Here is a 12,650-nt window from a genome sequence, read left to right as displayed (position 1 = left end):
AAATGTCCTCAGAAGAAGATATCAATCAAATTCTGGTAGTAGAAGATAATGAAGGCGATTATGTTCTGGTATCAGAGGCTTTGGAAGAGAAGTTTCCCACTTCCACCATTGAGTGGGTCAGCACGTTTAAAGATGCTGTTGCAAAAGGACCCTCAGACTACGATGTCATTTTACTGGATCTTAGTTTGCCCGACAAAAGCGGAGAGCCGTTGATCAAAGAAATGTTGTCCCTGGCATCGAGGGTCCCCATTGTGGTGTTGACAGGTTATGCAGACCGTAGTTTTGCGGTCAAATCCATCCATTTGGGCATGTCGGATTACATGATCAAAGACGAACTCCATCCGGACATATTATCACGAAGCATCATATATAGCATAGAAAGAAAAAAAGTATTCAATAGACTCGAGGAGTCAGAACACAGGTATAGGGAACTTTTTCACCTGAGTCCTCTGCCTATGTGGGTATTTGATGAAACTTCCCTGGAATTTCTGGATGTCAATGATGCCGCTATCCGTGCTTATGGCTACTCCAGGCAGGAGTTTCTTTCCATGACCGTCGCAGATATACGGCCGGGAGAAGAAAGAGAGAAATTATTCAAGGCCATAGAATCAGGGAGGAGTCATCAGGGCTACAGGAAAGCCGGTACATTTCTTCACACTAAGAAAAATGGAGAGAAAATAACCGTAGAAATCAGTTCCAACCCAATCAATTTCAGCGGTCGTCCAGCCACGCTGGTTCTGGCTAATGACATTACCTTAAAAAAGGCCTATATCGAAACAATAGAGGAACAAAATAAAAGGCTGAAAGACATTGCATGGGTACAATCGCACGTTGTCCGTGCTCCCCTGGCCCGCCTGATGGGTCTGGTAAGTTTATTGAATTTGGAGTTCGCTGACCTGCCAAAAGACAAAAAGGAATTACTGGACCACGTTTTGGTGTCCGCATCAGAGCTGGATGAAGTGATCAAAGAGATCAATTCCAAAACCAGAAAAATTGATTTACCGGATCTTTAGGCAAAAATCCAGTCAAATCTTTTTTTCCAGTATAAAATCATCCATTACAAAACCATTACCAATAGGGATGACTTCTGCCGCGATCTGGTTGAATCCCTGAGAGATATAAAAGCCATAGGCATTGTGATTGAATTTGTTGACGTTCAGCAGCATGCTCTCCATGCCGTTTTTTCTAGCTGTTTTTTCCAGATAGGTCAGGATTTCTCGACCTGTACCTTTGCCCTGCGCCTCCGGGAGTAGGTATAGTTTATGGATTTTCAGGTCTGGTGATCCCATGTAGTGTAGTTCGTAGGAACAAAAGCCTACCGCCTTCCTGTCTTTTTGTGCAATCAGAAAACGGTGCCCTTTTTCTTCCATCTGCTGTTGCAGCGAGGGTAGGCTGTACATCATTTCCAGCATGTAGGCCAGTTGCTTTTGGCTAAGAATGGCACCAAACGTCAGGGGCCAGATGACTTTGGCCATTTCCTGAATCTGGGGTAGATGACTTCGGTGGGCAGGTGTTATCTGGACCATTGATCGGGTATATTATTGGAGAATGCTGCGCTGCAAGCTCAAATGTAGAACATGCTACGGGGTGGCCCGGAACTGAGCAAAGGTCCGCATTGCATTATACAGTCCATACGGGAGCCGGGTTGTGGTGCTTTTAGCTTCATTGGTTAAAGCCGCGAAGTTTTACCTGAGTGAGTTTCCTTTTCGTATCCAGCGGAAAATCTCCCTTCATCATCCAGTCGTAATAACCAGGCTCTTCTTTCAGGACCTGAGTAATGGGTTTTCCCTTAAGTTTTCCGAAATTGAAGCATTCTTCTCCTTTATCATTGAAGACGAATCTTCCGGCCAGATCCACCATTTTTTCGTTGATCATGTTGTGGATCTTTTTCATATCATTCTCCATGACTCCTACGATGTTTCCCTGCAAATCCTCCATTTCCGTTCCGGCATACCTTTCGATCTGCGATTTGAACACCTCATAGGTGGCCAGTGTATCGGCCTCGGCACTATGGGCGTTTTCCAGTGTTTTGCCACAATAGAATTTGTATGCTGCTGCCAGATTTCGCTTCTCCATCATAAAGAAGATCTTCTGTGCATCCAGCAGGTTTCTTTTTTCCAGGTCAAAATCTATCCCTGCCCTTAAAAACTCCTCAACCAAAAGCGGGATATCGTATTTCAACACATTAAAGCCAGCCAGATCAGCGCCGTCAAAAAATCGCTGCAGGTCACGGGCCACGTCCTTGAAGGTCGGTGCATCTGCCACATCTTTGTCATAGATGCCATGTATAAGCGAAGACTCCAGTGGAATGGGTACCGTAGGATTCACCTTAATGGTTTTAATTTCTTCTCTACCGTTGGGGTGAACTTTCAAAATGGAGATTTCTACGATGCGGTCAGAAGAAATATTGACGCCAGTAGCTTCCAGATCAAAAAATGCAATGGGATTTCTTAAATTTAATTTCATTTCAATTGTGCTTTCAATACAAAAAAGGTAAGGATTAGATGATTTTCTTAAGCAGTCTGGTAGGGAGTATCGTCTCAATGCCGCACAATTTCCTGCCCTGCCGACAGGGCAAATATAGCAAATTTTACGGGTAATTTTCATTTTGCTGCAGGCTGCTGCTGCCAGGATATGAAATATAAATGCCATCTCTGGAATAAATTTTGAACGCAAAGGGTTGTATAGGTATGGGTTAGCAGTTTGTGGATAATTAAGTGTAAAACTTGTTCAAAACCTTTGACCTTAAAGGGGTACTTTTGTTTATATGGCAGAAAAAAGCAGTAATAAGTCTGAAAGAATAGGGACATTGCGGAGACGTACAGGGGATCCTGCGGCGGCATTGGGCAAGCTGCCTCCACAGGCCATAGATTTGGAAGAGGCGGTTTTGGGAGCACTGATGCTTGAAAAGGATGCCCTGACGGCTGTTGTGGATATCCTTTTGCCGGATAGCTTTTACAAAGATACCCACAAAACGGTCTATGAAGCCATTCTGGATTTATTCAATGCGGGTGAACCTATTGATTTGCTCACTGTCACCAATCAGCTTCGGCGGAATGGTAAACTGGAATTGGTTGGGGGTGCCTACTTCATTACTGAACTTACCTCCCGGGTATCTTCTGCATCAAATATTGAGTACCATGCCCGGATCATTACCGAGCAGGCCATGAAGCGGGACATGATCCGGATAGCCTCTGAGATACAAAAGGAGGCATTTGAAGATACAACCGATGTTTTTGAGCTACTGGACAAGATGGAGCAGTCCCTCTTTGAGATCTCGGAAAACAACATCAAGAAAAATTATGTGGACATGCGCTCCATCATGCGGGAGGCCATCACGGAGCTGGAAAGCAAGAAAGGCCAGAAAGACGGCCTCACGGGCGTCCCATCCGGATTTACAGCCCTGGACAGGGTCACTTCCGGCTGGCAAAAGTCGGATCTGGTGATCATCGCAGCCCGCCCCGCAATGGGGAAAACGGCCTTTGTGCTTTCCGTGCTTAGAAATGCCGCAGTCGATCATGACCGTCCGGTAGCGATTTTTTCGTTGGAGATGTCTTCCATACAGCTTGTCAACAGGCTGATCAGCTCTGAAGCCGAGCTGGATTCTGAGAAAATCAAGAAAGGTAATCTGGCAGACTACGAATGGCAACAATTGATTCATAAAACCGGCAAGCTTACCTCGGCACCTCTGTTTGTAGACGATACGCCCGCCCTCTCAATCCTTGAGTTGCGGGCCAAATGCCGTCGCCTGAAGGCTCAAAATGACGTCCAGCTAATCGTGGTGGACTACCTGCAGCTCATGTCCGGCGATAGTAAGGGCAATAACAGCGGGAACAGGGAACAGGAGATTTCCAGTATTTCCCGAGCCCTGAAGAAGATAGCCAAGGAATTGAATGTTCCGGTAATCGCCTTGTCACAGCTCTCGAGAGCTGTGGAGACCAGGGGAGGAGACAAAAGACCCCAACTATCTGATTTAAGAGAATCGGGGGCAATCGAGCAGGATGCGGATATCGTGATGTTTTTATATCGGCCGGAATACTATGGCATTACCGAAGACGAAGATGGAAACAGCACCTCTGGCGTAGGCGAAGTAATCATAGCCAAACACCGGAACGGCTCCCTGGAAAATGTCAAGCTCAGGTTTATCGGCAAATACACCAAGTTTACGGACCTGGATTTAAATGTCCCCTACCAGCCACAGGATGCACTCTATGGCAGCCGGTTTCCCAGCAGTGCCGGAGGCAAGGGATTTGATGATGGCAGCATGGTGAGAATGGGCAGCCGCGCCAATGGTGATGAGCCGGGCGGCAATCCATTTCCAAAAGGTGAGGAAGATGCTCCCTTTTGATGGAAATTAAAATCCTGTGTTCAAACCTTTCGAACTCCTTATAGCAGAATGAAATGCTTTACCAGGATTGGATTTTAAGAGTTTCAGCTCGGAAGCTAATCCCGGCGAAGAATCTCCTGGAGCGACAGCACAGGAGGATGCATCCTGCGTTTTAAAATTTAACCAGACAATCAGAAATTATGAAGTGTATCATTTTAGACAGCCACAATTCCGATGGAATTGCCCTGGTGGAAATGAAGGAACCAGTACCCGGGCCGGGAGAAATGAAAATCAAGGTAAAAGCGGCAGCCCTGAACCATAGGGATCAATGGTGCCGGCAGGGAAAATATCCGAATCTGAAAGACGGAATTATTCTCGGTTCAGATGGCTGCGGAACTGTCTCCGAAGTTGGAGAAGATGTGGAGAGGCATTGGCTCGGAAAAGAGGTATTGATCAATCCGGGCAACGACTGGGGGGATGACCCCGCGGCCCAGTCAGGGAAATTCACCATTCTTGGCATGCCCCATCATGGTACCTTTGCAGAATACATTTGTGTGAAAGCAGATAGGGTACACGAAAAACCGGCTCATTTGGATGCAAATCAGGGCGCAGCCCTGCCGTTGGCAGGATTGACAGCATTTCGTGCCCTGACCCGGCAGGGGAAGTTGAAACGTGGAGACAAGGTATTGGTGACCGGATTTGGAGGAGGAGTGGCCCAGTTTGCCAGCCAGTTTGCCCTGCGGTCTGGTGCTGTGGTAAGTGTGAGCAGCGGCGAACAGTGGAAGCTGGACAAAGCATTGGAAATGGGCGTTGCAGCCGGATACAATTATCGCTCAGACTGGGTCGGGCAGGCAAAGGCTGAAATGGGAGGCTTTGACCTTATCGTCGACAGCGCTATGGGTGATACACTGAATGGTTTGATCGACCTGGCCAATCCAGGCGGCAGGATAGTGGTCTATGGTGCTACTTTGGGTAATCCGAAGCAAATTGATGCCCGGAAAATTTTCTGGAAACAACTTGCCATTCAGGGTTCAACGATGGGTTCGGATTCCGATTTTGAGGAAATGCTGAAATGGGTTTCCCGACACAAAATATCGCCTCAGGTAGATGAAGTATTTCCAATGAACAGCGCTGTAGCCGCATTCGACAAGATGAAAAACAGCAAGCAACTGGGAAAACTGGTATTGAAAATCTACTGAACCTGAGTTTTGGCGTTAAAAGCAAAGGGTTGATTCCGGGAATTAAAAAAAGTTGTCGGGCATTTATTAAAGCGGTTAGTCCTCATCGAGCTGAAAATTCAGGTAGGCGTTTTGCAGCTCCCTTTTTGCATGACTATCGTCCAGTTTGTCGGCAAGGGCGATACCGTCAAGGAATGTTTTCTCTGCCTTTTCGGCCTGGTCCAGTGCTGCAAACAGCAAAGCTGCGTGATAATACGTGGGCAGATAGCTTTTATGTTCTTTCAATAGTTTGTTAAAATAAAAAGAAGCCTTTTCTTTGTCTTGATTTTGGTATTCCAAAGCCAGGGCATAAATATTGAAGGGATTTTCGGGTTCTTCTTTAACGTATTGCAGTAGGAGACTTACCCTATCAGCGTGGTTCATGGTGACGGATTACATTTATTTTTATAATTTGTAGACAAAGTTAAAAAAAATCAAATGAATATATTGGTATGTATTACGCATGTGCCTGATACCACTTCAAAGATCAGGTTTACTGAGGGAAATACACAATTGGATAAAACGGGTGTGCAGTTTATCATCGGTCCGTATGATGACTATGCGCTTGCCAGAGCAGTAGAGCTCAAGGAGCAGACTGGCGGTACGATTACCGTACTGAACGTAGGGGAGGCAGAAACCGAGCCCACATTGAGAAAGGCTCTGGCAATAGGCGCAGATGAGGCCATCCGGGTAAATGCCTTTCCCAAAGACGCCCATTTTGTAGCACAGCAAATCGCCGCGCGGGCAAAGGAAAAATCCTACGACCTGATTTTAATGGGAAGAGAGTCTATAGACTTCAACGGGGGGATGGTACATGGTATGGTAGGAGAAATATTAGGTCTGCCCTCTATCTCTCCGGTAATGAAACTCGAGCTTGAGGGCACTAAGGCGAAATTGGCCAGAGAGATTGAAGGGGGGAAAGAATTTATTGAGGTAGGATTGCCTTTCATTGCAGGATGCCAGGAGCCCATTGCAGAATGGAAAATTCCCAATATGAGAGGGATCATGTCTGCCAGAAGCAAGCCCCTTCAGGTGGTTGATCCGGTTGAGGCGGATACCCGCACCGAGACAAAAACCTACGAACTTCCGGCGCCAAAAGCTGAAGTTAAGATTGTCGGGAGTGTGGACGAATTGGTGCAGCTGCTAAAAAATGAGGCCAAAGTACTTTAAATAGCTAAAGAAAATGTCAATATTAGTATATATAGAACAGGACCAGGGTAAAATTAAGAGTTCCTCACTGGAAGCGGTATCCTATGCGGCCGCTTTAAGTGAAAAGTCCGGAGATAAGGTCAATGTATTGGGCTGTGGTACAATTGAAGATGCAGACTGGAATCAGTTGGGCAAGGCCGGTGCGGACGCCATTTATCATGTAGCTGATGAAAGGTTAAACTCGGGGGTGATTCAGGCCCATGCCCATATTATCGCTCAGGTATTTGCGAAAGTGGACGCCAGTATCCTAGTACTGGCAAAGTCTGCTCTTGGAGATGCGGTTGCTTCCAGGTTGGCCATAAAATTGAATGCGGGCTTGGTGTCAAATGTAGTTGGATTGCCCGATATGAACGCTGGGTTTGTCGTAAAAAGAAGTATTTTTACTGGTAAAGCCTTTGTAGAAACAGCTATTCCGGCAGAAAACAAAATATTGGCAATCAAAAAAAATACTCAGCCCATAAAAACAGACGGGGAAGAGGTCTCGGTTGAAAGCCTGACTGTTGACCTGCCCGAATCAGTGTTTGCCGCCAGGATTACTGAGGTGGAAAAAGCCAGTGGGGAAGTATTGCTTCCAGAAGCAGATATAGTGGTGTCCGGGGGGCGAGGGCTGAATGGTCCTGAAAACTGGGGCATGATCGAAGGCCTGGCTGAAGTTTTGCAGGCTGCGAGGGGCTGTTCCAAACCAGTGTCTGACCTGGGCTGGAGACCTCACCATGAGCACGTAGGGCAAACCGGAGTTAAGGTGGCGCCCTCTTTGTATATAGCAATCGCCATTTCCGGTGCCATCCAGCACCTGGCGGGAGTGAACGGCTCCAGGAATATTGTGGTTATAAACAAAGATCCCGAAGCTCCGTTTTTTAAAGCAGCGGATTATGGAATAGTGGGGGACGCATTTGATATTGTCCCCAAGCTTACAGAAGCGATTAAGGCATTAAAATAATAGACGGTGGACAATACGATAGAGTTAGAAATCCTGGGCTTATCTTCAAATAGCGCACAATCAGGCTCCTTTACGCTCATATTGGGTGAGTCTGAAGGAAAACGAAAACTTCCTATTGTGATTGGCATGTTTGAGGCTCAGGCAATCGCCATAGAAATAGAGAAGATCATTCCCAATCGGCCAATGACACACGATCTTTTCAAGTCATTTGCCTCAAATTTCCAGTTTTCCGTAGACCATATTCTGATCTCAGACATGAGGGAGGGAGTATTTTACGCCAAGATCATGTGTCACAGTTCTTTTAAAAAAGTGGAGATTGACGCCCGTCCGTCCGACGCCATTGCCATCGCAGTCAGGTTTGATGCGCCGATATTTTGTGCAAGTTCTGTCATGGCAGAGGCCGCAATTGAGTTTACTGAAGAGGATGAAAAAAGAGAACAGGAGGCGTCGGCAGCAACTGGTTCGGGAAAGTCTGGTCGGGAAAAAACCAAATCTCAGGAAGCTTCCCTGAAGGATTTTAGCCTGGATAAGTTAAATCAAATGCTTGAGAAGGCCATCAGTAATGAGGATTATGAAAAGGCTGCCAGACTGAGAGACGAGATCAACAGAAGGAATTGATGCCGGATCGCTCTTATTTATCCAAATCTAGCCAGGTAAGGCGCATTTCGCCACAGATAGGATACCCTGCCAGAGAGCCTGTAGCTTACAATTAATAAATCGGTATGGATTATTTGCGAGGCGTATTCGGTATCCTGGTGTTGGTGTTTTTTGCCACCTTGTTTTCATCCAATAGGAAAGTAATAGACTGGCGCCTCGTGACCATTGGGATAGGGCTGCAGGTAATTTTTGGAGTGCTTATCACCAAGGTAGAGTTTGTAGCGGGTGTGTTTTCCAGTATCAGTGCGGGATTTGTGACTTTTCTGAGTTTCTCGGAAGAGGGCGCTCAATTTCTTTTCGGAGATCTGGCTACAAGTTCCTTTGGATTCATTTTTGCCTTTCAGGTGCTCCCCACGATCATCTTTTTTTCTACCGTTTCGGCTGGACTTTATTATCTGGGTATTTTGCAAAAAGTCGTTTTCGGAATTGCGTGGGTGATGGCCAGAACCATGCGCCTTTCCGGAGCCGAAAGCCTGTCGGCTGCCGGGAATATTTTTCTGGGGCAGACCGAAGCACCCTTATTGGTAAGACCTTTTATTCCTACGATGAGCAGGTCTGAACTGATGTGTTTGATGACAGGAGGGATGGCCACTATAGCCGGGGGTGTACTTGCGGGCTATGTGGCTTTCCTGGGAGGTGATGATCCGGTAGAAAAAACCAGGTTTGCTACCTACCTGCTGGGTGCAAGTATCATGAATGCCCCCGCCGCCATTGTGATCTCCAAAATCATTATCCCGGAAGAAAACAAAGACGCGTTGAATGATAATCTGGAAATCAGTGATCAGATTCCTGATGTAAACCTGATAGATGCCATGTCCAGGGGAGCTTCGGAGGGACTCAGGCTTGCCCTTAACGTCGGTGCCATGCTGCTGGCATTCATTGCGGTGATCGCGGCAGTAAACTATTTGCTTTCCGATATCATAGGCGATTTCTCCGGACTCAATGCGCTGGTAATTAGCGGTACGGAAGGGACCTTCCCCGGATTGTCTTTGGAATACCTGCTGGGACAAATTTTCAGGATCTTTGCCTGGATTATCGGAGTAGAATGGAAAGATACCCTTGCGGTGGGTTCCCTTTTGGGCCAGAAAACAGTAATCAATGAATTCGTGGCCTATCTCGGACTGGCAGAAATGCAGGCTGCCGGATCCCTGACTCAAAAATCTATCGTCATCGCCACCTACGCCCTTTGCGGATTTTCAAATTTTAGTTCCATAGCTATTCAGGTGGGCGGTATTGGCAGTATAGCACCCGGGCAGCAGGGCAATCTCTCAAAGCTGGGGATGCGCGCCTTACTTGCGGCTACCGTAGCTTGTTTGATGACTGCCACCGTTGCCGGGGCATTGTTTTAATTTTTAGGCGATCATTGCCTAATCGTGAATGATAATTTTTGTGATTTTGTCTCCCTGCCTGATCTGGTCCAGCGTTTCCAGGCCTTCACTTACCTTCCCGAAACAAGTATGGTTTCTGTCCAGATGCTGGGTATTGTCTCTGTTGTGGCAGATAAAGAATTGAGAACCCCCGGTATTCCTCCCGGCGTGAGCCATGGAAAGTACGCCCCGGTCGTGGTATTGTAGTTCTCCATCCAGCTCACAGTCTATGTGGTAGCCGGGACCACCAGTGCCATTGCCTTTCGGACAGCCACCCTGTACCATAAAATTAGGGATCACTCTATGGAATGTTAATCCATCATAAAATCCTTTTTGCGCTAGCTGGATAAAATTTGCAACAGTTTTGGGGGCATCCTCCTCATAAAAATCTACCAGCATGGTGCCCTTTTCAGTATGGATTTCTCCTGTTTTCATAAAGCTATCAGTTGTTTTTTTGCAATAATACTGAAATAATGGTAGTATCATGTTATACTTGTATCCGAAGCATTGGCTTTTTTGGAATATTTCACCACTTACACCCATAGATTTGAAAAAGGAAGACAAATTTTTAGGAAAGCATAACGCCCCTGAAGATATACTTGAATATGAAGGACCCCAACTTTTTGGTCATCCCAAAGGTCTGATGACGCTATTCTTTACCGAGATGTGGGAGCGTTTTAGCTACTATGGCATGCGAGCTCTGCTGATCCTGTTTATGACAGCACCCATTGCTACCGGAGGGTTGGGACTTGATGACCAGACATCTGGTGCAATTTATGGACTGTATTCCATGGGAGTATATTTGCTTGCCCTACCCGGAGGATGGGTAGCCGACAGGTTGATTGGACTCAAAAAGTCAGTGTGGATTGGCGGTATCATCATCACTCTGGGACACTTTACCATGGCATTGCCGGGGTTATTCCACTGGTGGAGTGGAGATATAGGCAGAGTCAATAGTCTTTCCGGAATAGACCTTCCGGCCTTCTTTTCGGGGCTGGTGTTGATCGTTTTCGGTACGGGACTACTGAAGCCCAATATCAGCTCGATAGTAGGACAATTGTATCCGGAAAACAGTACCAAGCGGGATGCCGGATTCTCTATTTTTTATATGGGCATCAATTTGGGTGCTTTTCTGGCACCCATTGCTTGCAGTACTCTGGCTGTTTATAACTGGCATTTGGGCTTCGGACTTGCTGGATTTGGCATGTTGATGGGACTGGTGCAGTACAGGCTCACCGGTAGGTACCTGGACGGAGTAGGCGAGGCTGTGAAGCCAAAAGACACAGCAGAGCAGGCAGCGCAAAAGCGTGCCTTTAAAGGAATGTGGTCGGTTCTGGGACTTTGCCTGGTGTTATTGTTGCTGTTCTTTTTTCAAATTATCAAGCTGGATCCGGTCTCCATTGCGGGGGTTTCAAATACCGTTATCGCTATTGTTGCATTGGTGTATTTTGGATATGTGTTGTTGCTGGGAGGTTTGGATACTGGGGAGAAAAAGAAAGTACTTGTGATCATGATCCTTTTTGTCTTTTCCGCAGTATTCTGGTCGGGTTTTGAGCAGGCAGGCTCTTCATTAAATTTATTTGCTGAGCGATTTACGGACAGGACACTGATGGGATGGGAAATTCCCGCCGGATATTTCCAGTCCGTCAACAGTATATTTATCATCATTTTTGCGCCCTTTTTTGGAGCCCTATGGGTGGGTCTCGCAAAGAGAAATCTGGAACCCAGCTCTCCACTTAAATTTTCCTTCGGGCTGATCTTACTCGGTATCGGCTTTTTGGTGATGTACTTTGCTGCCAAGATTGCGGCCTCCGGAGACCTGGCAGCACCCACCTGGTTGGTCATTACCTATCTTTTTCACACTTTCGGGGAGCTTAGCCTCAGCCCGGTCGGCTTGAGTTTGACCACCAAACTGGCACCGAAGAAGTTTTCCGGGCAGATGATGGGCATGTGGTTTCTTTCAATTGCTATGGGCAATCTGGTGGCTGGTAGGATTGCGGGAAGTGCCAGTGGAGGTACGTCTGAAGCACTGGCTGAGATGCCGCAACAGTACTTGCTGATCGTTTACACCGTAATGGGAGCGGGATTGGTGTTGATGGCTATCGCCGGTCCTATCAGAAAATTAATGGGGAAAGTGCGTTAGCATTCTCTTTGCAACGCGTGATACATCATAAAAAAAATAAAAGCTGAAACCGCCTGAAGTTTTCAGGAAATCTACCCGGATACCTTTGGTGTTTTCGGCGTCTGAATAAGCCCTGAAGATATTTTTACGGATTCAGCTTTGAAGCGCGTTATTTAATGCTCCTTTTCGTTTTTCTTGAATAGGGTGCTTCTGAAATCAATTGCCGATAATCCGGCTCCCAAACCCACCAGGATGGAAACAATTAGCCAAAACGTTTGTGCTCCGGAAGCAATCGGGGAACTGAATATTTCTAACAACATATGCATAAAGGTTTTGATATCAAATAAAGGCGCAATTTAGCAAGTGAAGCGTGAAAATCAAAACATATATCCAGGCTGTACTGCTCAATTTTCTGACAGGTAGAATGAAACGCGTTCAAATACGGGACCAAGAGATGGTAACCAGATAAGACTCTACCTGTTCCAGCTAAAATCTGCCCCACACTACATCATTTACACGCAGAAAGCTACGCTCACGCAGTAAGCCGGAATAAATTTTAATCTAAATCGTCGTCCTCGTAATCATCCTCGTCTTCATAGTCCTCTTCGGCATCAAAATCATCGTCAAGTTCTTCGAAATCGTCCGCGTCGAAATCCATAAAAACGTCATCTTCCAGCCCATTGTCTTCTTCTTCGTCAAAAACCAGATCATCGAATTCCTCATCAAACTCGTCTTCTTCGGAATCAGACTCGAAATCATCGTCAAAATCATCGTTCATAAGCCCCAGGTATTTATTTATTATACAACTAGG

General features: G+C 46.4%; 14 protein-coding genes. 8 read left to right on the top strand and 6 right to left on the bottom strand.

Annotated features, from left to right (window positions below):
- Positions 1 to 2: 2 nt before the first annotated feature.
- On the top strand, positions 3 to 1,013 hold the full coding sequence (locus BUB19_RS19125) for a response regulator (protein ID WP_073096886.1): 1,011 nt from the start codon (positions 3 to 5) through the stop codon (positions 1,011 to 1,013).
- 12 nt (positions 1,014 to 1,025) lie between these two features.
- Here the strand turns inward: BUB19_RS19125 and BUB19_RS19120 are convergent, their stop codons facing one another.
- Positions 1,026 to 1,526 carry a GNAT family N-acetyltransferase gene (locus BUB19_RS19120; RefSeq protein ID WP_073096884.1) on the bottom strand — a complete coding sequence of 167 codons (501 nt, stop codon included), beginning with the start codon at positions 1,524 to 1,526 and terminating at the stop codon, positions 1,026 to 1,028.
- Between the two features lie 136 nt (positions 1,527 to 1,662).
- Positions 1,663 to 2,466: a 3'-5' exonuclease gene (locus BUB19_RS19115; RefSeq protein WP_073097005.1), complete on the bottom strand. Its 804-nt coding sequence runs from the start codon at positions 2,464 to 2,466 to the stop codon at positions 1,663 to 1,665.
- A 301-nt stretch (positions 2,467 to 2,767) separates the two neighbouring features.
- Here BUB19_RS19115 and dnaB point away from each other — a divergent pair, with 301 nt between their 5' ends.
- Together dnaB and BUB19_RS19105 are read left to right on the top strand one after the other, a co-directional pair.
- On the top strand, positions 2,768 to 4,348 hold the full coding sequence (gene dnaB / locus BUB19_RS19110; protein ID WP_073096882.1) for a replicative DNA helicase: 1,581 nt from the start codon (positions 2,768 to 2,770) through the stop codon (positions 4,346 to 4,348).
- Positions 4,349 to 4,527: 179 nt separating this feature from the next.
- A complete protein-coding gene (locus tag BUB19_RS19105; protein ID WP_073096881.1) occupies positions 4,528 to 5,526 on the top strand; it encodes a quinone oxidoreductase family protein in 999 nt (332 codons plus the stop codon).
- A 75-nt stretch (positions 5,527 to 5,601) separates the two neighbouring features.
- On the opposite strand, the gene BUB19_RS19100 is transcribed toward BUB19_RS19105, so the two are convergent.
- Positions 5,602 to 5,928, bottom strand: a complete 327-nt coding sequence (locus BUB19_RS19100; RefSeq protein WP_073096879.1) for an enzyme of heme biosynthesis — start codon at positions 5,926 to 5,928, stop codon at positions 5,602 to 5,604.
- A 54-nt stretch (positions 5,929 to 5,982) separates the two neighbouring features.
- Between BUB19_RS19100 and BUB19_RS19095 the strand changes: the two genes are divergently transcribed.
- The 4 genes from BUB19_RS19095 (at position 5,983) to BUB19_RS19080 (ending at position 9,699) form a co-directional block, all read left to right on the top strand.
- Positions 5,983 to 6,714 (top strand): electron transfer flavoprotein subunit beta/FixA family protein, encoded by a 732-nt coding sequence (locus tag BUB19_RS19095; protein WP_073096877.1) that lies wholly within the window; start codon positions 5,983 to 5,985, stop codon positions 6,712 to 6,714.
- 13 nt (positions 6,715 to 6,727) lie between these two features.
- A complete protein-coding gene (locus BUB19_RS19090) occupies positions 6,728 to 7,693 on the top strand; it encodes an electron transfer flavoprotein subunit alpha/FixB family protein (protein ID WP_073096875.1) in 966 nt (321 codons plus the stop codon).
- 6 nt (positions 7,694 to 7,699) lie between these two features.
- Complete coding sequence (locus BUB19_RS19085) at positions 7,700 to 8,311, top strand: bifunctional nuclease family protein (protein WP_073096873.1); 612 nt, start codon at positions 7,700 to 7,702, stop codon at positions 8,309 to 8,311.
- 104 nt (positions 8,312 to 8,415) lie between these two features.
- On the top strand, positions 8,416 to 9,699 hold the full coding sequence (locus BUB19_RS19080) for a NupC/NupG family nucleoside CNT transporter (RefSeq protein ID WP_073096871.1): 1,284 nt from the start codon (positions 8,416 to 8,418) through the stop codon (positions 9,697 to 9,699).
- An 18-nt stretch (positions 9,700 to 9,717) separates the two neighbouring features.
- Here BUB19_RS19080 and BUB19_RS19075 read toward each other — a convergent pair whose 3' ends face one another.
- The gene (locus BUB19_RS19075; protein ID WP_073096869.1) at positions 9,718 to 10,152 is read right to left on the bottom strand and encodes a peptidylprolyl isomerase; all 435 of its coding nucleotides are present in this window, start codon (positions 10,150 to 10,152) and stop codon (positions 9,718 to 9,720) included.
- A gap of 208 nt (positions 10,153 to 10,360) precedes the next feature.
- Here BUB19_RS19075 and BUB19_RS19070 point away from each other — a divergent pair, with 208 nt between their 5' ends.
- Positions 10,361 to 11,860, top strand: coding sequence for a peptide MFS transporter (locus BUB19_RS19070; RefSeq protein ID WP_394333889.1), 1,500 nt, complete (start codon positions 10,361 to 10,363; stop codon positions 11,858 to 11,860).
- Positions 11,861 to 12,012: 152 nt separating this feature from the next.
- Here BUB19_RS19070 and BUB19_RS24260 read toward each other — a convergent pair whose 3' ends face one another.
- Both BUB19_RS24260 and BUB19_RS24255 read right to left on the bottom strand, forming a co-directional pair.
- Positions 12,013 to 12,159, bottom strand: a complete 147-nt coding sequence (locus BUB19_RS24260; RefSeq protein ID WP_178371537.1) for a hypothetical protein — start codon at positions 12,157 to 12,159, stop codon at positions 12,013 to 12,015.
- A 236-nt stretch (positions 12,160 to 12,395) separates the two neighbouring features.
- On the bottom strand, positions 12,396 to 12,617 hold the full coding sequence (locus BUB19_RS24255; protein ID WP_073096867.1) for a hypothetical protein: 222 nt from the start codon (positions 12,615 to 12,617) through the stop codon (positions 12,396 to 12,398).
- Positions 12,618 to 12,650: the final 33 nt, after the last annotated feature.

It is taken from the genome of Cyclobacterium lianum, from assembly GCF_900143075.1.
GTDB lineage: Bacteria > Bacteroidota > Bacteroidia > Cytophagales > Cyclobacteriaceae > Cyclobacterium > Cyclobacterium lianum.
The sequence above is the reverse complement of the archived record's forward strand: the minus strand, read 5'-3'. Positions and strand labels throughout refer to the sequence as shown.

What these genes read in the sequence shown, in the direction of transcription:
- BUB19_RS19090 (WP_073096875.1), top strand. Translation starts at nt 6,728, where the DNA reads ATGTCAATATTAGTATATATAGAACAGGACCAGGGTAAAATTAAGAGT.
- BUB19_RS19125 (WP_073096886.1), top strand. Translation starts at nt 3, where the DNA reads ATGTCCTCAGAAGAAGATATCAATCAAATTCTGGTAGTAGAAGATAAT.
- BUB19_RS19080 (WP_073096871.1), top strand. Translation starts at nt 8,416, where the DNA reads ATGGATTATTTGCGAGGCGTATTCGGTATCCTGGTGTTGGTGTTTTTT.
- BUB19_RS19100 (WP_073096879.1), bottom strand. Translation starts at nt 5,928, where the DNA reads ATGAACCACGCTGATAGGGTAAGTCTCCTACTGCAATACGTTAAAGAA.
- BUB19_RS19075 (WP_073096869.1), bottom strand. Translation starts at nt 10,152, where the DNA reads ATGAAAACAGGAGAAATCCATACTGAAAAGGGCACCATGCTGGTAGAT.
- BUB19_RS24255 (WP_073096867.1), bottom strand. Translation starts at nt 12,617, where the DNA reads ATGAACGATGATTTTGACGATGATTTCGAGTCTGATTCCGAAGAAGAC.
- dnaB (WP_073096882.1), top strand. Translation starts at nt 2,768, where the DNA reads ATGGCAGAAAAAAGCAGTAATAAGTCTGAAAGAATAGGGACATTGCGG.
- BUB19_RS19120 (WP_073096884.1), bottom strand. Translation starts at nt 1,526, where the DNA reads ATGGTCCAGATAACACCTGCCCACCGAAGTCATCTACCCCAGATTCAG.
- BUB19_RS19105 (WP_073096881.1), top strand. Translation starts at nt 4,528, where the DNA reads ATGAAGTGTATCATTTTAGACAGCCACAATTCCGATGGAATTGCCCTG.
- BUB19_RS19095 (WP_073096877.1), top strand. Translation starts at nt 5,983, where the DNA reads ATGAATATATTGGTATGTATTACGCATGTGCCTGATACCACTTCAAAG.
- BUB19_RS19070 (WP_394333889.1), top strand. Translation starts at nt 10,361, where the DNA reads ATGACGCTATTCTTTACCGAGATGTGGGAGCGTTTTAGCTACTATGGC.
- BUB19_RS24260 (WP_178371537.1), bottom strand. Translation starts at nt 12,159, where the DNA reads ATGTTGTTAGAAATATTCAGTTCCCCGATTGCTTCCGGAGCACAAACG.
- BUB19_RS19115 (WP_073097005.1), bottom strand. Translation starts at nt 2,466, where the DNA reads ATGAAATTAAATTTAAGAAATCCCATTGCATTTTTTGATCTGGAAGCT.